Below are 19,608 nucleotides of genomic sequence, written 5' to 3' on the forward strand. Positions count from 1 at the left end.
ATCGTTTTAATTAGTATTTAGTATTTTATTTATCTTAGTCTAAGTCTGCTTGTGCGTCGCGCATTGCTCGTTCTTCACGCTCTAGCAGAGGGATGATTACGGTTTCTGGTTTATCGTCATTTTTTTGCGTATTTCTTTCTGTATCTTCAGAAAGTTTTGAGTCCGAAGAAGTCTCGTTTGCGCTATCAACCTTACTGTCACGCTCAACTATAACTTCATCCTTAACCTCAGAATCATTGTTGTTCTTGGCGTCCTTGGTTTCCTCATTGCTACCAGCGTTACTAACGTTTTCATGCTCAGCACTAGCATTGCTATCGGCAGATTTACTCATTGCAGTTTGCACAATAGTTTCTGCGGTTTCGTGTACTGTTTGAGTTTTTACATGAGTAATTACTTGAGTTGCTGTGTCGTCAGCGAGTTGTGCTGCTTTTTCAGCCTCCTCAGCGTTAGCTGCGTGTGTGCCAGCATATTGAACTTTGCGCTCATGAGTATCGTCGCTTATAGTTTTGTTGCTATCGTAAGTCTCGTCTTGAGTGTTATTTAATTCAGTATTTCTTTCTGAAGTAATGTCTCGCTCATGAGTTTCGTCGCTATTTCCAGTGTTTAGTTGGTTTTCAGTAGAATTATTCTTAGAAATTTGGCGACTTTGCGTATTGTCATTTTCAAGAAGTGTTCCAACTGTAATAGTCGAGGCGGGATTTCCTGCAGCACGACCAGTTTTAGCAGTTTGTGCATTGCTAATACGACTAAGCTCGTGCGCTAAACGCTCAACTTGAGCCTTAAAACGCATAATACTGGTGTTATCTGCACGTTGCAAAGCTTGAACAAAATCGCCAACTTGTTCCATTTGCAGCCACAAGTTTGCGCGAAGCATAATCAAACTATCTAAACGAGAACCCATAATTCTACCGTATGCAGAAAGCACTGCGTTTCGGCGCTGCTCGTTAAGTTTTGCAAAAATCCAAGCCAAATCGCGCGCAGGATCGTTAATTTGCATTCTTTGCCAATTTGTCACAGCAGTAATTGTTGAGCCAGCAAACAAAATGTCGCCATCCATAAAACCGCCGTGTACTGGGCAAGTTTCAAATGACCACAATCCTTCAGTTTCCAACACTCTTGACCAACTGTCAGTGATTTCGGTTGGAATATGACCGGCTTGACGAAGTCTTTTAATCCAACCGGTTAACTGTGCGCGAATTTGACCAGTAGTAAAAGCAGGGTATTTTCCGCGCGTTACGAAAGTAGGGCGCAGGCGATGAATAGCGCCGATTGCAGTTCCAACATTTGCGCAATCGTCGGTAGTAAGAAGACGCAAGTCGCGAGCGCTACCTTCAAGATGTTCGCAAATAAGCACAGTGTATTCATCGTTGTTGTTGGCAATAATGCTTGACATTCGTATAGATTGCTGTTGTGTAGATTGTTGTTGTACGTATTGTTGAGTGCCAGCAACTGTAGAATTTCCATCGGTTACATTATTTGCAACGTTTCCAGCGTTGTTATTAGCATCTTCGCGTTTTCCTGGCATAAACGTGAGCATAGTGTCGTAAGCGAATCCCAAAGCTGCCAAATCTTTACTGTGCTCAAGAGTCCATGCTGCACGAGCCCGGTCATGCAAACGCTTGCGACCTTTACTATCCGCACTGATAAAAACGTCGTAAAGCTTACCGGAAATATCTTGCACAACGGCGTGAGAAATTCCAGCCGCGGTATCAGTGGCATTAACTTGCTCACTTTGGCGCGTTCCTGCAAACTGTACTTCGGGCATGGCTGCAGATGCCAGTGCTGCCAACTTGAATCTACTGAGTTGTGTCACACTCCCACAGTAATACAAAGCACCGAAATTTTGCCAATTTTTTGTAAGTTATACACATATTTTTATTCTTGTTGCGTAAGTGTTGTTATTGCTGCAACAATAGAATTATGAATTCTTCACCAGAACCTTCGCAAGTGACTTCTAAAACTTCTCAAGTGACTTCTCCAGAAGCACTTTTAGACGGGTTGGATAATTCGCAACGCGAAGCTGCTACCGCACTAGAAGGGCCAGTGCGCATTATAGCTTGTGCAGGAGCTGGTAAAACGCGCACTATTACGCGCAGAATTGCGTATGCTTGCGCTACTGGTAAGTGGGATCCTGAAAGAGTTTTGGCAGTTACTTTTTCTGTAAAAGCAGCTGCGGAAATGAGATCGCGTATTGAGGCTCTTGGTGTAAGTAATGTTGGATGCGTCTCAACATTTCATTCTGCGGCTTTGCAACACATTCGCAGCGTGTGGAACGACGTCTGTTCAGCACAATTTCCATCAATTATGAATGATTCTCAGCAAATCATAGCTTCTGCGCTTAAGCGTTATCCGGATTTTGCGGATATGACTTTGTTGCAAACTCGCGATATTTTGGCAGAAATTAATTGGGCGAAAGTTTCGCTTATTGCGCCTGACGATTACTTGCGTGTGTGCGCTTCTACGCACCGTTTGCCTCCTGCAGGTTTAGAGCCGCAGCAATTTGTCGATATATATGAAGCTTACGAAACCGAAAAAAATGCGCATAATTGCATCGATTTTAACGATATTCTTCTACTTTGCTGCCATATTTTACGAAATTTTCCGGAAGCTGCAAACCGTATTAAGCAATCAATCGGATGGATCACAGTTGACGAATATCAGGATGTGTCTCCTTTACAGCACGAATTGTTGCGATTATGGATGGGGCAGAACCGCGATATTTGCGTAGTGGGCGATCCTGCGCAAACAATCTACTCGTTTGCAGGTGCGAATAGTTACTATTTGCTTTCATTTCCGCAAGAATTTGCTCCTCTTGGAGCAGATATTAGTTTGAATACCGACTACCGCTCCACAGAACGCATAGTAGGTCTTGCTAATAGAGTGCTTGTGGCTTCTGCGCATAAAAAGGATTACGTAAAAGTTAAGGCGGCAACAAAAGGCGGCGTTCGTGTTAGCCAGCAAGTTTTTGCAACCGATGTTGAAGAAGCTTTGGGTGTAGTTGAGCAAATTGCAAAACTTGTAAAAAGCGGCGTTGCGCATCTTGGGGAGTGCGCAATACTAACGAGAACCAATGCTCAACAGCAAGTAGTTTGTAAAGCGTTAAAAGCAGCAAAACTTCCGTATCGCGTGAGAAAAGACGTGGGGTGGCAGCGAAATGTTTTAGAGGATGCGCAAAGCTACGGTTCTCAAGGTATTTCTGACATTTTTGCATCTTCTAATATTTCAACTGTTACTGTTTCAACTATTCATGCTGTTAAAGGTTTAGAGTTTGCGCATGTTTACGTAATTGGCTGCTCTGAAGGGCTTATTCCTTTTGGCTCTACGACTGATGACAGTGCTTTGGAAGAAGAGCGCAGACTTATGTACGTTGCAATAACTCGCGCAGAAAAGACTTTGCATCTTTCTTACGCTTCTAGAAAAGACAGTGGAACTGGCATGAATCGCGTGCCTAGCCGCTTTCTGGCTTAATCTCGCGGCATAAATTTTACGCTCGTGTAAAGTTTTGGTCGTTTTTGGTTGAGACCGACCTTTTCTTTACACAGTTGCACAGTTTATGCCGTTTTGAGCGTTGATGTCGATTATTCAGCTGGATTGTTATTGAATCAGGAGTTTTACAAGAGTTTTATTCGCCGTCAGCATCAGTTTTATCGGAATTGCCGGATTCGTTGCCAGCTTCGTTACCGGATTCGTCGCCGGATTCGTCGTCAGTTTCGTTACCGGTTTTGCTGTTTTGCTTCTTTTGGCGTGCATCCTCTTCCAAAAGCTTGCTAAGTTCAGCATCCCAATCATTTGTGCCTAAATCGTCTTCTGTTAATTTTTCAAAAGATTTTTCGATAGGCTTATTTTCGATAGCGTTATCAGTATTTTTGTTACTTTCGTAACTGTCTGCACTTTCGTGACTTTCGCTAGTTTCGCTAGTTTTTTCAGTTGCTTCGCTAGTTTGGTTAGACTGAGTTTCTATTGCATTTTTTGCAGCAGTTTTCGTTGCATCCTCCGCATCGATTTCTTTCGTAACTTCGTCACCTGCGTTACCAGCTTTACTTTCATTACCAGCATCCTTCGTAACTTCGCTAGCTTCCGGCAAAGTTGGCAACAAATCTGGATGACTCCACAAGCTATCTCGCTCTTCAATACCGCGCTCGCGAGTCAACTTTTCCCACAATTGCGATGCCTCGCGCATACGGCGAGGGCGCAAATGCAAACCAAGTAACGATTCAAACGTCACTTCTGCAGGTCCTCCTGCAGCTCGCTCGCGACGCATCATCTCTCGCAACTGCTCAATGTGCACAATATGAGCCATTCCAGACTGCCATGTAACGCAATCAACCCAACCTTCAACAAGTGCAAGCAAAGTTTCCAAACTGTGCAAAGCTTGACGCTGCTCCTCAGAATCATTGCTGCCAATATTTTGCAAATTAACAGCTCCTGAAATTGCTTCCGGATTCATTGTTTCCACGTCGCGAAGCTGTTCTTCCATAGCCTCTAAATCAATACTTATTCCGTTTGCGTACTTAATAATCAGTGCTTCAAATCGTGGCATAAGCCATGGCACGGATGCAAATAATCTTGCGTGTGCAGCTTCTCGCAAAGCCAAATAATTCATGACTTCTGTAACATCCAACTCCCACACTTTTGCATACTCAATGCAGTTGTATGGAATTAATCCGCCTGCAGGATTTTGCAACAGCGCAAGACCTTGATCAAAACTGCCGTGTACTTCGTGTGAAAGTGCTCCAGCTGCTTGACCCAGTTGCATAGCAAACGAAGTGTTTCCAAGCAGTTTCATGAGTTGCGCTGGATTATTCATTCCTTCAGGCAACGGAATCGGCACAACTCCTGCAAATAATCCTTTTACTTCAGCATTATCCACATCTCGGAATCGCTCTTCAATAACAGAAGTGAGTGCTTCATTTACTGATTTTGCAACAGGATTAGCGAATTTAACCCAAGCTTCAAGCGTTTTTTCTACCCAATCAGCTCTAGACAATACTTCTGGCGTTCCAGGAGCAGGATTGAAATTGCACGTTATATCTAGCCATAAGTTCGCTTGGCTTAAAGCTCTTCGTGTGGCATCTGCTACGTCTGCATTTACATTTCCTTGATCGCCATTAGCGTGCTGTAAAGCAATAGATTGCGCTAACTTGCGATTAATTGGCCCTTCTTCAAGTGTTGCTTCCATTTCGTATGGATTATTAAGGCCGCCTGCACTAAAAGCTTGCATCATTCCGCGAACTTCGTCTGGTTTAGGAAGCTTATCTGGATTCTGATTTAAGAGTTGTTCGCGTAGCTCAAACGGAAGCTGGTCAAGTTGTTTCCATGCTTCTTCTCCTTGTATTGGCCCAAAGCATTCAATGAGCCATTGGTGAATTGCATCGTCATTCATGAGCGTATCCTTCTCGTGCCACGTGTTGCATAATTTACAGTTTTTATTTTTATACGTTTCGTATCTGCACGTATTTGTACGTATTTTATAAGTATTTATACGTATTTTACACGTCTTTATATGCGAGTTTAGCGCATCTTCTTAATAAAAATATTTCTTAATACAAATATTCTACTCGATAATATGGTTTTATGCGCTATAACTTGCGTGCAAATATATTTTAAAGCAAAACTATATAGGGCTTGTGCCATGATACAAGCATGTTTCGCTTTTCTACAGGTGCTAGTGTATTCCGTACGTGTTTTAGATTCTTGCGTTCGCTGTCTCATGCTTTAGTTTTGTACATTACTTCGCATTCTTTGCGATATTTTGCAGGATTCTTTACAGTAATTGTTGCGATTTTTGCGTTGTCGCTTCCAAGTGCATACGTCGTAGAAGAGCCTGGTCCAACGCAGGATGTTTTAGGATCCCTATCAAATACTCCTGTGATTGATATGTCTGGTTCTCGAGTAAAAGAAAATCATGATACTGGTAAATTATTGTTGATTACTGTCAATGTTTCTGGTGTTCCTGGATATGAGGTTTCAACATTTTATTCATTGATTTCGTGGATGAATCCTCATAAAAGTTTGTTGCCTCGTGAAGCTATTGTGCCAGTAGGGCAGAGCGCTGACGAGTATGAGAAGGAATCCACGAACGAGATGGATAATTCGCAAAATCTTGCTCAAAATGTTGCGTTGCAGTACGCGTCTAAGCATCTTGGAATTAAAAAAGAAGATGTAAAAGTTCGTTTACATATTGAAGATATTGGTGGACCGTCTGCCGGAATGATGTACACTCTAGGAATTCTTGACAAGCTTACTCCTGAACAAGAAACTGGTGGTAAGACGATAGCCGGAACTGGAACTATTGAAAAATCGCAAAAAATTGGTGCAATTGGTGGTATTCGTTTAAAGATGATTGCAGCTAAAAGAGATGGAGCTACTTGGTTCTTAGCGCCTTACGATAATTGCAATGAAGTTGTTGGGCATGTGCCACAAGGTTTGCGCGTTGTAAGTGTAAAAACATTGGATGATGCTTACAAAGCGTTAAAAGCTATTGGTTCTGGTCGTGGGACAGATAAATTGCCAAGTTGCAATGTGAAATAAAACTATAAACCAAATAAAGCAGAAACCAAATAAAGAGCAGAAAGTGGGCGATGAGGGACTCGAACCCCCGACATCCACCGTGTAAAGGTGGCGCTCTAGCCAGCTGAGCTAATCGCCCGTTTGCAACAAATTAAAAACATACATGATGGTGTGTACGAATGCAACGTGTGGCGCGCGTCGTAACAATCGCGTACAGTATACTGAATAAGAACATGTGCTCAGGAGGTCGATATTCGATGGCTCAGAAACCTGATACCGCTCGTAATGCTTCAGCAATGGAGCGTGTGGGTAAGCGTAAGTTAGGATATAACGTCGCACAGGTGAATGCTTTTCTAGAGCGTGCTCACACTTTGTACGAAAGCGATGAAGCTCGACTTACGCAGAAAGATATTCAAGAGGTTTCTTTTGACTTGGAGCGTAATGGTTACATTATTGGTCAAGTTGATGCTGCGTTATCGCGTTTGGAACGTGCGGTAGTAGATAAGTGCACTGAGCAAGAATTGGCGCAATGCGGACGAGTTGCATGGAAAGCTCGTGTAGAAGCGCTTTATCGTAAACTTTTGCAACATGCTCAAAGAGATTATCGCGATCGTTTTGATCGTGGTTCTTCGCATCACCCGTCTTATGCGCGTAAACAAGTGGATATTATGGTCGATCAAGCGTTAGATAAGATTGCTCTTATGCTTGGTCATGAGCTTGAGTGGGAGACAGACAAAGAAACATTGCAAGATATTGATTCTGCTTATGTTTCTAATGTGATTTTTACGCAAAAAAACGGTAAGCACGGTTATGATGAGCGTCAAGTTGATTATTATTTAAACGCTTGTGTGCGTTTGCTTAGCAGCTTGGAATCTTTTGAGCGTGTAGAACAGTATGTTGATGCGGATAATAGTAGTTCCTCATACTCTCGAGCAGCATCTGAATCTTATTCTGCTCCTGCTTCTGTTCCTCCTTCCGTTCCACCTTCTGTTATTCCTGTAACTAAAGCTGAAGAGCCTGCTAAATCTTCAGAATCTACGGAATCTTATAACCATTCTGAAGAGCCTGTTCCATCATTTGCTCCTTCAATAAAGCCTGCATCTGATTTCAGTGCTGCTTCTGCAGCTTCTTCCGCTTCTGCCACTGCACCTTCTGCTTCTTCAATATTCAAACCTGTTGAGGATGCTGTGGACGATGAAGACACTGCGGATAGATTGTCTAAGATTGCACCTCGCTCAATACCTAGCGTGCCAAATCATGATAAACAAAGCATTTTTGCTCCTGTAGATTATGCTAATCAAGATTCTAATGATTCGTTTGAAGCGTTAAATAAGTCTGAGCGCGCAATATTTACACCTCATGCTGCTGCAAGTAAGCCTTCTAATGTTCTTAACGATACTGATAGCAATGACGAGCTTTTGCAAAGCGCTACAGTAATGCGAAACTCTTCTGAATCTTCTGTGCTACCTCCTTCTTTCACTCCTGCAGCTCGTAATCGCAATAATTCATCTGCGCCTAAGCCTGTTGCGGCTCCTGCTCCTGATGAATCAATTCCATCATTTGCTCCTCAAGATTCTGCACAGCATTCCTCGCAGCATTCTTCGCTTAATATTCCGGAGTTGCATGTTTCTAATTTGCAGCCGAGTAAGCCATTGAGTTTAGATATTCCAGATTTGTCATTCCCAATTATTGGTCATATTGATGAATCTACTAATTTCGGTAGCTCTTCTCAAGGCGACGACGATTCGGAAAATAACGATCGTAATTAATCTAACTATTAAAAAAGATATAGTTTGATTTATGCCATTGTATCGCGATGAAGCTGTTGTGCTTCGTACTTTTCCTTTAGGTGAAGCGGATAGGATTGTTGTGCTTCTTACTAAGCGGCATGGCAAAGTTCGTGCTGTTGCAAAGGGAGTTCGTAGGCTTAAATCACGTTTTGGTGGTCGTCTTGAGCCGCTTATGCGTGTTGATTTGCTTCTTGCACAAGGTAAATCTTTGGATGTAGTCTCGCAGGCTGTTTCTATTGCTGCTTATGCTGGTGAAATTTGTGCAGATTATACGTCCTATGAGTATGCAAACGTCATGCTTGAAGTTGTGGATTTGCTTGTTTCTAACGAATATACAGATGAATACAGGCGTGAATATCAAGATACGCTAGGGCAGTATCGTCTACTTACTGCGGCTTTACTTTCATTGTCTAAGCATAAGCATTCTCCTGATGCTATTGGCGTGTCGTATATATTGCGAGCATTGTCATTAGCTGGGTGGTCTCCGCGACTACAGGCTTGTGTTGTATGTGGAAAAAATGAAGATTTATGCTATTTTTCGCCTTGCGCAGGTGGAATGATGTGTGCAAGTGATCACACTCCGGATTCAATAGTTTGTGCTAATTCGACGCGTTTGCAATTGTGTGCGCTTGCGCAAGGAAACTGGTCTGTTCTTGACGGAGTGTCGGTTGATTCTTCTACTATGCGATGCGTTCAGCAATGGGCTGAATATTATCTTGAGCGACCTATTCGTTCGATGGGGTTGTTACATTCGTAAGTATGGCTTTTGAAAACGTGGATTATAAGTCGCTTGATATTCCAGCGGCTCCTTTTAGTGACCCTTCTCGCATACCAGATTTTCCTAAGGGCAAAGTGCCTCGTCATGTCGGTGTGATTATGGACGGAAACGGACGCTGGGCAAAAGAGCGCGGAATGATTCGAACCGAAGGTCATAAAGCTGCAGAACCGGTAGTTTTTGACGTTATTGCAGGAGCTATAGAAGCAGGAGTTCGTTATTTAAGCTTATACACTTTTTCTACCGAAAATTGGAAGCGATCTCCGCAAGAAGTGCGCTTTTTAATGGGATTTTCTAGGGAGATTATTCATAGGCGAGTTGCACAAATGAACGAGTGGGGAGTGCGAGTTCGTTGGGCAGGAAGGCGCCCTCGTTTGTGGAAGTCTGTTATTGACGAGTTGGAAAAAGCGCAAGAAATCACCAAAAATAATAAAACTATTGACGTTGTTTTTTGCATAAATTACGGCGGTCGTGCGGAAATTGCGGATGCTTGCGCGCAAATTGCGAAAGAAATTCGAGACGGCAAAATTAAAGGCGATCGCGTAAGTGAAAAAATGATTGCTGAGCACTTGTATAATCCGGATATTCCAGATTGCGATTTGGTGATTCGCACTTCCGGCGAGCAGCGCACTAGCAACTTTTTGCCTTGGCAAGCATCCTATGCGGAACTTGATTTTGTGCCGGAACTATTCCCAGATTACGGCCGCGAAGCGCTGTGGAGATCAATCGACCGTTATGCGCATCGCGACCGCAGATTTGGTGGCGTAAAAAACGCCTAGTATCTCACTAAGATTTGTTACTTTTCGCTAGCGAGCCAAGCGCAAGCTGCTACAACTGCAGCTTCTAATCCGCGATTAAGAGTGGGCTGCAAATCTGGGGCGAATGCCGGATTGTGATTTCCAGGAGCATTCTGCATATCCGCAAAACCACCTAAGCCCCAGTAAGCGTAAGGAGTTTTAAAAGCGTTCGCGACTATAGAAAAATCTTCCGAAGCAGAAGCGCGCGAAATATCTACAGAATCTTCTCCAAAGTATTCATCAAAAGCTTTACGCACGCGCAAAGACGCATTCTGATCATTATTCGTAAGCGGATAGCGATCATAATACGTAAACTCTGGTTCTTTAGGACATCTTGCAAGCTCGCACTCTCCACGCACAATTCGTTCAATAGCATTGTGCACAAATTTTTGAGTATCTTCGCTATAAGTTCTTGTGTTAATTAAAAGCTCGGCATCATCAGGAATAATATTCGACTTACTTCCTGCATTAAGCGCGCCAACTGTAACAATTGCGTAATCTTTAGCTGCAAGTTCGCGAGAAACAATCGTCTGCAATTTAAGCACAATTGATGAAGCAACAACCACCGGGTCAACGCTCAACTCAGGCATAGAACCATGCGAACCTTTACCAAAAATGTGCACGCGAATCGAAGCTGCAGTAGTTAAGAACGCGCCCGGACGAATACCGACTGTTCCTGCAGGAATAGCACCCAACACATGCTGACCAAGGTAAACGTCGGGCTTTGCAATCATGCTCGTAATGCCATTTTTCACCAAGTCTTTTGCGCCTTGAGCTGTTTCTTCTCCAGGCTGAAAAACGCCAATGTACGTTCCTTTCCAAGCATCTTTATGTTCATTAAAAGCCTTCAAGGCACCAAGTAGGCTGGAAATATGAAAATCGTGACCGCAAGCGTGTGAAACTCCAACCGTTTTGCCATTTTCGTCTTGCGTGCTAACTGTTGAAGTGTAATCTTTTCCTGAATTTTCTTTAATTGGAAGCGCATCGATATCCGCTCTCATAACAACAACAGGACCTTCGCCGTTTTTAATCTCTGCCACAACGCCTGTTTTTCCAACTCGCTTTGTTTCAATCCCAGCTTTGCTAAGAATATCAATAATTGTTTGAGCTGTATGATCTTCTTTCATTGACAGTTCAGGATGTTGATGAAAGTATTTGTATTGTTTTTCTCGTTCTGCTTGGGTTTCATCTAAATCGGATAATATTTTCTGAACTGCCGTAAGTTGCAGCATAAATTCCTGCTTTCTTTTGTTTTATTATAACTTTTTTGAGTTTTGAGATTATTTGATTTTAGTTTTATTCTTCTTTATTTCGTTTGTCGAGAATCTTATCTACAAGCGCACTTTTTGCGTCAATTTGATTGCTAAAACCAGGGCGAATATCTAATTTTAGTATTACTCCAGTACGGTATCCTTTACTAACTAAAGTCATCGTAGCATCTTTCACAACGCGCATAACGTCATCAAATTCGCCCTCAATATTCGTGAACATTGCGTTAGTTTCGTTCTTTAATCCAGAATCGCGAATTACTTGTACAGCATCCGCCACGTACTCGCTCAACTCGTCTCCGACTCCGCTTGGAGCAATGCACAACGCCGCGACCGTGTTAGTTCTGTGCTCGTTCGCGTGGTCGTTTGTATTCTCGTTATTATTTTCACTCATAGTAACAATCCCTTTAAAATCGTAATCTTATGCAAATCTAGCAAAACAAGACAACGCCAAATAATGCGTCAACAAACTTATAAATTTGCATTACTTTAACAATTTTACAAGCGTCACAGGGTTTTTCTATAATAGCAACGTTTTCACCCGAATTTTCTAGTTTTACGAAAAGGTGTATTGTGGCTGTTTCAAAGCTTGATGAAGTCGTCTCCTTGGCTAAGCGTCGAGGATTTGTGTTCCCAGCCGGCGAAATTTACGGTGGCACGCGTTCTGCGTGGGATTACGGCCCGCTCGGTGTTGCGTTAAAAGATAATATCAAGCGCGAATGGTGGCGCTACATGGTGACCACGCGTGGAGATGTTGTTGGAGTGGATACTTCCGTTATTCTGCCTTCACAGGTGTGGGTTGCTTCCGGTCACGTTTCCGTGTTTAACGATCCTTTGATTGAGTGCTTGAATTGCCATAAGCGTCATCGTGCAGATAAGTTGGAAGAGTCTTATGCTGAAAAGCATGGCGACAAGATGCCAGAAAATGGATTAAAAGACATTGCTTGCCCAGATTGTGGTACTCGCGGAAACTGGACTGAGCCACGTGACTTCAACATGATGCTTCGCACTCATTTAGGACCGGTTGAAGACGAAAATAGCTTGCATTATTTGCGTCCAGAAACAGCTCAGGGTATTTTCGTTGATTTTAAGAACGTCATGACTTCTGCTCGTCAAAAGCCGCCTTTTGGCATTGCGAATATTGGTAAGTCTTTCCGCAACGAAATTACGCCTGGAAACTTCATCTTCCGCACTCGCGAGTTTGAGCAGATGGAAATGGAGTTCTTTGTAGAGCCTGGAACAGACGAAGCTTGGCATCAGTATTGGATTGATACACGCGTAAATTGGTATGTTGATTTGGGTGTAAAGCCAGAGAATTTGCGCATGTATGAGCATCCTAAAGAGAAGCTAAGCCATTATTCCAAGCGCACTGTCGATATTGAATACAAATTTGGCTTCCAAGGTTCGGATTGGGGAGAGCTTGAGGGTATTGCAAACCGTACTGACTACGATTTGTCTGCTCATGCTAAGCATTCCGGCGAGGATTTGAGCTACTTCAACCAGGCTACTGGCGAAAAGTATGTGCCTTACGTTATTGAGCCTGCGGCTGGTCTTACGCGCTCGCTTATGGCATTCTTGGTTGATGCTTACGACGTTGACGAAGCTCCAAACACTAAGGGCGGAGTTGACAAGCGCACTGTTCTTCGACTTGATCCTCGTTTGGCTCCTGTTAAAGCTGCAGTTTTGCCTTTGAGCAAGAAGCCAGAATTGCAAGCTGTTGCTCAAGATTTGGCTGCAGATTTGCGTCAGCATGATTGGGTTATCGATTACGATGAGGCTGGAGCTATTGGTCGCCGCTATCGTCGTGAGGACGAAATTGGTACTCCTTTGTGCGTAACAGTCGACTTCGATACTTTGGAAGATCATGCTGTTACAATTCGCGAGCGCGACACCATGCAACAAGAGCGTGTTTCCTTGGACAAGGTTGCAGATTACGTCGCTAGCCGAATTAACGAAAAGCGCGTTAAGTATCCGCAAGGTCCTGTTGAAATCGTTGGTACTCGTGCAGCCGACGGTGCTACGGATATTGCTAAAGAAGCTGGCGAAGACGAGTCTAAGCCTGTACAAATCGCGACTGCTGGCGGATTGTACTAATACGTATTTGAGTAGTGCTTAAGCATTAATAAGCAAAATTATTATTACAGTGAACGGAGTTAAAGCAATATGAATTTTTCTATAAAACCAGTGGATTTAGGGAAAGTTCATATTGCAACTCCTGTTGTTTTATCTCCAATGGCTGGGATCACTAACTGGCCATTTCGCGTAATCTGCCGCGAATTTGGTCCGGACGGGCTTTACGTAGCAGAAATGATTACAGCTCGAGCTTTAGTTGCACGAAATCCAAAAGCATTGCGTTTATGCCGTTTTGCTCCTAGCGAAAAAGTGCGCTCTTTGCAACTTTATGGTGTAAATCCTTCTATTGTAGAGCAAGCAGCTCGAATTGTTGTCGACGAAAACATGGCTGATCACGTTGACTTAAACTTCGGCTGCCCAGTTCCAAAAGTGACGCGACGCGGCGGTGGTTCTGCTCTTCCTTGGAAAACTGATTTGTTGCAAGAAATTTTGCATCGCGTTGTTTCTGTTTGCGAACCAGCAGGAATCCCTGTTACAGCTAAATTCCGCGTTGGAATTGACGAGAATCATGAAACTTTTATTCAAGCTGGTCATATTGCGCAAGAAGAAGGATGCGCTGCTGTAACTTTGCATGCTCGTACAACTGCAGAATATTATGGTGGTCATTCAGACTGGACGCGTATTGGCGAGCTTGTAGAAGCACTCGATATTCCAGTTTTTGGCAATGGTGATATTTGGGGTGCGGAAGATGCGCTCGCAATGTTTAAGGAAACTGGTTGCGCTGGCGTTGCTATCGGTCGAGGATGCCAAGGTCGCCCATGGTTGTTTGCTGATATTCGCAATGCTTGCGAAGGTAGCGATAATCGTGTGAATCCTACTTTGACAGAAGTTGGTTCCGTTATTTTGCGTCACTTGAAGCTCTTAGTTGAGTTTTATGATGGTGACGAGCGTATGGCTGTTCACGACTTGCGTAAGCATGTCGCTTGGTATTTAAAGGGCTTTCCTGTTGGTGGTGGCACTCGTAAAGCGTTTATGGAGTGCGAGTCAATTGAGGATGTTCAACGTAATCTCGATATGCTTGACGGTTCTCTTCGTTTGCCAGAAAAAGTGTTAGACACGCCGCGTGGACGAGTTAGATTTGCTAAAAAAGTTCATTTGCCGTATGGGTGGTTAGATTCTCGTACAACTAGTCACGAAGAGCGAGAGGCGTTATTTGGTGATGATCCAATGGATGCAAGTTACTAGTGTTTTCTAGGGCTTTCGTCATTTTTTTGCACTGATTATTTCGATAATGTTCTATTAAAATCACCTTGTGCTCATATTTGCATATAGCACGGTGTATTATCAAAACAGTGACATTTTTTCAGTTTATTGTGAAAACGTCGTCAGTATCGAGCGTTTTGCGCTAAAATATTGTGTAAACGTGCGTGAGTGACAGGAGATAACGGTGAGCGAGATTGCCCAGACTGACAATTTCAACGACAAAACCATCATCAAGGTAGTCGGCGTCGGTGGTGCCGGCGGTAACGCCGTCAATCGGATGATCAGCGAGGGTCTACAGAATGTAGAGTTTGTGGCCATTAATACTGACGCTAAAGATTTACTGCGTTCTGATGCTGATGTAAAGATTTCATTATCTGATGCTTCGAGCCGAGGCTTGGGCGCTGGTGCTGACCCTGAAAAGGGTGCTAAGGCTGCGCAGGATCATCAATCAGACATTGAAGAGGCGCTTAAGGGTGCTGACATGGTGTTTGTTACCTGCGGTGAAGGCGGTGGTACGGGTACTGGTGCAAGCCCGATTGTGGCTCGTGCAGCTCATCAGCAAGGTGCTTTGACTATTGCTGTTGTTACACGTCCATTCGGTTTTGAAGGACCGCAACGTGCTGCATCTGCAAAACTTGGTATCGAGAATCTTCGCAAAGAAGTTGACGCGTTGATTGTTATTCCAAATGATCGTCTTTTGGAAATTTCTGATCGTACTATTGGAATTATTGAAGCATTTAAGACTGCAGATACTGCATTGCTCGCAGGTGTGCAAGGCATTACTGATTTAATTACCATGAATTCTTACATTCATGTTGATTTTTCTGATGTTACAGCTGTTCTTCGCGGAGCAGGTACCGCATTGTTCGGTATTGGTGCTGCAAAGGGCGAGGATCGTGCAACTCAGGCAGCTGAAATTGCTATTAGCTCCCCATTGCTGGAAGAAAGCATTGAGGGTGCTCACGGTGCTTTGATTAATATCGCAGGTCCAAGTGATTTGAAGCTTCAGGAAGCTTCTGCTGCAACTGAACTTGTTCGTAAAGCTATTCATCCAGAAGCTCAAATTATTTGGGGTCTTTCTTTGGATGATTCTTACGGCGATGAGGTTCGAGTTACGGTTATTGCTGCTGGATTTGATGCTCATCCTAAGGCGGAGGAGTCCTCAGCTAAAGCTGGTCAGTTTGTTGATATGCAAGCAGATGTTAAGCCTGTAGCTCCTGCACAGTCTACGTCATCTTTCAAAGAGGAAGCTCAAGCTGCTCCACAAGTAGAACAACCTGCTTCTATGCCTTCTATGTTTGAGCCTGCAATGAATCAGCAATATTCTCCTTCTGCAGCTCCTGTACAGCAGCCTGCTGAACCTGACGAATTAGATATTCCTGATTTTCTGCGTTAAGCGTAACGAGAGGAGGGTTGCTTCATGGCTGGCTTTATGAAGAACGTGATGTCATACGTTGGTATGGCAGATGTGCCTGAGGATGATGATTATGCTGAATCTGATGTTCAAGAAACGTCATTCGATAATGATCGCTCGGTAACTCCTGCTGTGTCGCAACATGGTAATGATTTGCGTGGTGGTTCTGCTCGTGCGAATGCTAGTCGTATGAGTCGTATTACTACAATTCATCCTAAGTCTTACGATGATGCGCAAATGGTAGGTCGTGCTTTGCGTGACGGTGTTCCAGTGGTTTTAAACCTTACTGGTGTAACTGAATCAGTTGCGTATCGTATTGTTGATTTTTCTGCTGGAGTTGTATTTGGTGTTCGCGGTTCTATTGAGCGTGTGACTCCTAGGGTATTTTTGCTAAGCCCAGCACAAGTGAATATCAAAGTAGAGGATGCTCCGAACGACAATACTGCGCGTGACTTGTTCTCCTAAAAATTGTATTTGCTAAAGAATTAATTGAGCAGCGTTTGTTTAACAACTTTCGCTGCTTTTTTATACTTTTTGGTAGCATAAAAGCGATGCGTACGAGCATGATTAAAATCATGCGAATTTAAACTAAAGGCATATAGCCCAAATAACGAAAGTAATCTCATGAGCATTGAAAATGAAAACGAAAACACTATGCAAGCCAAGCAACGCACTGTATTGTCGTTTGTGCGTCGTTCTGGGCGCTTAGATGCGCGTTTACAGCACGCTCAGGAGCGTTATGCAAGTCAGTACCTGCTAGACGTTACTGAAGCGCCTGGCTCATTTAGATTGCGCGAAAATTTGAACATTACGCATGATTGGATTAGTGATAAGTGGGGGAATGATAATCCGCTTATTGTTGAAATTGGTTCCGGGCAAGGCGAAAACATTGTTGCCGCAGCTGAACGTTTGCCGGAAACTAACTTTTTAGCGCTTGAAGTTTATGATCCAGGCGTTGCTCACACAATGCTTCTTGCTGGAAAGCAAGGTTTGACTAATCTTCGTATTGCGCAAATTAACGCTCCTGATTTCTTCGCTGCGTGCGACTGTGGAGTTTTAGAAGAAGTTTGGACTTTCTTCCCGGATCCATGGCCTAAAATGCGTCACCATAAGCGTCGTATTGTGCAACCAGAGCTTGCCTCTACAATCCATCAGGCGTTGCGTAAAGAGGGCGTTTGGCGCATTGCTACAGATATTGAGGACTATGCTTTGCATGTGCATGAGATTATGGATTCTCGCGAAGATTTTGCAAATATTGGCGAATTAAGCGTAAGTCTTCCAGTTGAGCACGTAGGAAAAGGTACAGCTGGCACCGCTGCAACTCTTCCACACGCAGATTTTAGCGAATCTGAGCGCTTTGCTGGTCGAGTTCTTACGAATTTTGAACGCAAAGGCTTGGAGGCTGGTCGCACGATTCACGACTTCACCTACATAACACAATAATGTTCTGCCGCCGCTGTTCTCGTAGCTTTGCAATTGTACTTAACCTCAACACGCCGTGAGTTGCGTACTGCTTTTTTGAGTGTTAATATCATATGGTTTGGTTCGAAGCCCCCTTCGTCTAACGGTTAGGACACCAGACTTTCAATCTGACAACAAGAGTTCGACTCTCTTAGGGGGTACAAATTACAACGCCGCTGGGTTTTCAGCGGCGTTTTTCGTTTTTTGTATTTCTGATGTTCGTATTTCTATTTTTGCTGCTTACCCTATTTTTCGTATTTTGCGCAGCAATTAGTTTTTCATATATTTTTTCTATAAATCGATATAAGATCTGACAATGTATTAAATATCACAAAAGGTATGTTGTGCTTTTTAGAGGTGATACACTTTCTCATTGGTACTTCTGCCCAGGCTGCGTAGGTCAGGAAGTATTCAATTCAGTAATTTACAATGCGCAGCAGCTTAAAAAGGATTTCCTATGAGCGATATTTTCAATACAAATAATAATGGGTTAGAATCATCTAATTGTGTAACGGATCAAGTGGATAGTAATGCTGCTTCTAGTATTAATAGGGTTGTAAGCATGCGTTGGCGTGTTGCAGATATCGCATTAGGTGCTGCTCTTGCTGCTGTTTTTGGCGTTATCTTGTATGGCTATGGCTTGGTGTTTATTCCTTTGATTCGTACTTTGAATGCAGCTGTTCTTCCTGGTTTTGCAAGCATCACGCATGGTGTTTGGTATTTGTCTGGAACTCTTGCAGTTTTGCTTATTCGTAAGCCAGGTTCTGCAGTGTATGTAAATGTTGTTGCAGCATTTGTACAGGTGCTTCTTGGAACTCCGTTTAATATGCGAGATACGCTTATTTCCGCACTTTTGCAGGGTGTGTTTGCGGAGATTCCGTTCTTAATTTTCCGTTTGCGAAAGTTTAATTTGACTTTAAGTGCTCTTTCTGGTTTGCTTGTGGCTTTTGAGTATGGTGTGTTCTTAAGCTTCACTAAGTATCAGGCTAAAGCTCCTACTTATATTACGATTCATATGATTACAGAGCTTATTAGTGGATTGTTGCTTTCTGGAGTGCTTGTGTGGTTTGTGTATTTGGCTTTGCGCAAAACTGGTGCTCTTGATAACTTCGCATCTGGACGTTCTGACCGAGCTTGAAATCATCGGGATTTCAAGCTCCTTCAGAACGTCGAGCTTGCTCAGGTTGAAAGCACGGTGTGCTTTCAACGCAAGCGAGGTCTGCCTTCGTCGTTATTGACGGAGGCAGATTTTGGTTGGTGTGGTTTTGTGTTGGGTTTTGTTTTTGTTTGTTGGGGTTTTGACCGAGTTTGAAATCATAGGGATTTCAAGCTCAGTAATCCTAAGCAAGGTCAAAAATTCGACTCACTGAGTTGGCGACGTTTATGGGTATGTGCTAATCTAGTCGTTGCTAACTTTGTTAGCGTGGGGCTTTAGCTCAGTCGGTTAGAGCAGCGGACTCATAATCCGTCGGTCCAGGGTTCAAGCCCCTGAGGCCCCACAAGTTGCGAAGAAACCAAGGCTTCAGGCTTCACTTTGAAATAGCTTGAAGCCTTTTCTATATCGTCCATATTCCAGCGTGTTCTACCTGTAAATTTTTGCGATAAGGTTGGAGCAGAAATTTTCATTGCTTCAGCAAGGCCTTTTTGTGTTCGCTGTCTAATCGCAAGCATGACGCGAACATTGTAAGTAACTATGTCCTGTAAGCTTTTTTTGCCATTAGTAAATTTACTCATGTGAAGAATATTAGCATATACCAAAGTCATTTTTCAATTTTTCAACACATAATTTGCAAATGACTAATTCTAGTGATATAACATTAACCATGAGCGAAAAAGATTTGCATCTTCCTAAAATTGCCATGAGGATAAAGGCACAAGCTGCGTTGCGTAATATGAAACAGCTTGATTTAGCGAAATATTTGAAAATAGCGCCAGCTACGATGTCTCAAAAACTTAATGGGAAAATCAGAATTTCTGCTGACGAACTCAATACACTCGCTGACTGTTTCAATGTATCTACCGATTACCTTCTAGGACGACAAACACATCCAGATATAATCCACAGCTCTAATAGTGACCTAATGAGTTTGCCGCTAAAAAATTAAAATGCTCAGTTCTCGACTGTTGTCAAGAACTGAGCGGTGCAAATAACCATGATATGCAACTGACAAAGATTTCCCGATCGCTAATCAGTTTCATATTCACCAAAATTATGAAAGGAGATTCGCACATGTTTTATTATACCAGTTTCTACTGC

The 19,608-nt window shown here is 43.2% G+C and carries 17 protein-coding genes and 3 tRNA genes; 14 read left to right on the forward strand and 6 right to left on the reverse strand.

Features of this window, described 5'->3' with window-relative positions:
- Nucleotides 1–34 precede the first annotated feature (34 nt).
- On the reverse strand, nt 35–1,765 hold the full coding sequence (locus HXT44_RS01965; RefSeq protein WP_415693107.1) for a phosphotransferase: 1,731 nt from the start codon (nt 1,763–1,765) through the stop codon (nt 35–37).
- A 155-nt stretch (nt 1,766–1,920) separates the two neighbouring features.
- Here HXT44_RS01965 and HXT44_RS01970 point away from each other — a divergent pair, with 155 nt between their 5' ends.
- On the forward strand, nt 1,921–3,468 hold the full coding sequence (locus HXT44_RS01970) for an ATP-dependent helicase (protein ID WP_421783033.1): 1,548 nt from the start codon (nt 1,921–1,923) through the stop codon (nt 3,466–3,468).
- Between the two features lie 154 nt (nt 3,469–3,622).
- Here HXT44_RS01970 and HXT44_RS01975 read toward each other — a convergent pair whose 3' ends face one another.
- The gene (locus HXT44_RS01975) at nt 3,623–5,383 is read right to left on the reverse strand and encodes a zinc-dependent metalloprotease (protein WP_421783034.1); all 1,761 of its coding nucleotides are present in this window, start codon (nt 5,381–5,383) and stop codon (nt 3,623–3,625) included.
- A gap of 260 nt (nt 5,384–5,643) precedes the next feature.
- Between HXT44_RS01975 and HXT44_RS01980 the strand changes: the two genes are divergently transcribed.
- Nucleotides 5,644–6,531: a YlbL family protein gene (locus HXT44_RS01980; RefSeq protein WP_410311005.1), complete on the forward strand. Its 888-nt coding sequence runs from the start codon at nt 5,644–5,646 to the stop codon at nt 6,529–6,531.
- Between the two features lie 44 nt (nt 6,532–6,575).
- Here HXT44_RS01980 and HXT44_RS01985 read toward each other — a convergent pair.
- Nucleotides 6,576–6,649 (reverse strand) — tRNA-Val (locus tag HXT44_RS01985).
- A 118-nt stretch (nt 6,650–6,767) separates the two neighbouring features.
- Between HXT44_RS01985 and HXT44_RS01990 the strand changes: the two genes are divergently transcribed.
- Genes HXT44_RS01990 through HXT44_RS02000 form a run of 3 tightly spaced genes read left to right on the forward strand, consistent with a single transcriptional unit; the run spans nt 6,768 to nt 9,854 of the window.
- Nucleotides 6,768–8,279: a DivIVA domain-containing protein gene (locus HXT44_RS01990; protein WP_004110540.1), complete on the forward strand. Its 1,512-nt coding sequence runs from the start codon at nt 6,768–6,770 to the stop codon at nt 8,277–8,279.
- 31 nt (nt 8,280–8,310) lie between these two features.
- On the forward strand, nt 8,311–9,057 hold the full coding sequence (gene recO, locus HXT44_RS01995) for a DNA repair protein RecO (RefSeq protein WP_004110538.1): 747 nt from the start codon (nt 8,311–8,313) through the stop codon (nt 9,055–9,057).
- A gap of 2 nt (nt 9,058–9,059) precedes the next feature.
- A complete protein-coding gene (locus HXT44_RS02000; protein WP_004105147.1) occupies nt 9,060–9,854 on the forward strand; it encodes an isoprenyl transferase in 795 nt (264 codons plus the stop codon).
- A 17-nt stretch (nt 9,855–9,871) separates the two neighbouring features.
- On the opposite strand, the gene HXT44_RS02005 is transcribed toward HXT44_RS02000, so the two are convergent.
- The gene (locus tag HXT44_RS02005; protein WP_421783037.1) at nt 9,872–11,104 is read right to left on the reverse strand and encodes a M20 family metallopeptidase; all 1,233 of its coding nucleotides are present in this window, start codon (nt 11,102–11,104) and stop codon (nt 9,872–9,874) included.
- A 64-nt stretch (nt 11,105–11,168) separates the two neighbouring features.
- Nucleotides 11,169–11,534 carry an MTH1187 family thiamine-binding protein gene (locus HXT44_RS02010; protein WP_033888601.1) on the reverse strand — a complete coding sequence of 122 codons (366 nt, stop codon included), beginning with the start codon at nt 11,532–11,534 and terminating at the stop codon, nt 11,169–11,171.
- 179 nt (nt 11,535–11,713) lie between these two features.
- Between HXT44_RS02010 and HXT44_RS02015 the strand changes: the two genes are divergently transcribed.
- From HXT44_RS02015 to HXT44_RS02050, 8 genes are all read left to right on the forward strand, one after another.
- Complete coding sequence (locus HXT44_RS02015) at nt 11,714–13,234, forward strand: glycine--tRNA ligase (RefSeq protein ID WP_064621737.1); 1,521 nt, start codon at nt 11,714–11,716, stop codon at nt 13,232–13,234.
- Nucleotides 13,235–13,303: 69 nt separating this feature from the next.
- The gene (gene dusB, locus HXT44_RS02020) at nt 13,304–14,458 is read left to right on the forward strand and encodes a tRNA dihydrouridine synthase DusB (protein ID WP_064621738.1); all 1,155 of its coding nucleotides are present in this window, start codon (nt 13,304–13,306) and stop codon (nt 14,456–14,458) included.
- A gap of 202 nt (nt 14,459–14,660) precedes the next feature.
- Nucleotides 14,661–15,872, forward strand: coding sequence for a cell division protein FtsZ (ftsZ, locus tag HXT44_RS02025; protein ID WP_064621739.1), 1,212 nt, complete (start codon nt 14,661–14,663; stop codon nt 15,870–15,872).
- Between the two features lie 24 nt (nt 15,873–15,896).
- Entirely contained in the window at nt 15,897–16,355 is a 459-nt protein-coding gene (locus HXT44_RS02030; RefSeq protein WP_004105139.1) for a cell division protein SepF, read from the forward strand.
- 159 nt (nt 16,356–16,514) lie between these two features.
- Nucleotides 16,515–17,333, forward strand: a complete 819-nt coding sequence (trmB, locus tag HXT44_RS02035; protein WP_064621740.1) for a tRNA (guanosine(46)-N7)-methyltransferase TrmB — start codon at nt 16,515–16,517, stop codon at nt 17,331–17,333.
- A gap of 107 nt (nt 17,334–17,440) precedes the next feature.
- Nucleotides 17,441–17,512 (forward strand) — tRNA-Glu (locus HXT44_RS02040).
- Between the two features lie 296 nt (nt 17,513–17,808).
- Nucleotides 17,809–18,489 (forward strand): ECF transporter S component, encoded by a 681-nt coding sequence (locus tag HXT44_RS02045; protein ID WP_064621671.1) that lies wholly within the window; start codon nt 17,809–17,811, stop codon nt 18,487–18,489.
- 287 nt (nt 18,490–18,776) lie between these two features.
- Nucleotides 18,777–18,850: transfer RNA gene (locus tag HXT44_RS02050), tRNA-Ile, on the forward strand.
- On the opposite strand, the gene HXT44_RS02055 is transcribed toward HXT44_RS02050, so the two are convergent.
- Nucleotides 18,810–19,115, reverse strand: a complete 306-nt coding sequence (locus HXT44_RS02055) for a helix-turn-helix domain-containing protein (RefSeq protein ID WP_004110512.1) — start codon at nt 19,113–19,115, stop codon at nt 18,810–18,812. The genes HXT44_RS02050 and HXT44_RS02055 overlap by 41 nt on opposite strands.
- 59 nt (nt 19,116–19,174) lie before the next feature.
- On the opposite strand from HXT44_RS02055, the gene HXT44_RS02060 reads away from it, so the two are divergent.
- Nucleotides 19,175–19,456, forward strand: coding sequence for a helix-turn-helix domain-containing protein (locus tag HXT44_RS02060; protein ID WP_004110509.1), 282 nt, complete (start codon nt 19,175–19,177; stop codon nt 19,454–19,456).
- The last annotated feature ends 152 nt before the right edge of the window (nt 19,457–19,608 follow it).

It is taken from the genome of Gardnerella sp. DNF01198P (assembly GCF_049244165.1).
Lineage (GTDB): Bacteria > Actinomycetota > Actinomycetes > Actinomycetales > Bifidobacteriaceae > Bifidobacterium > Bifidobacterium swidsinskii.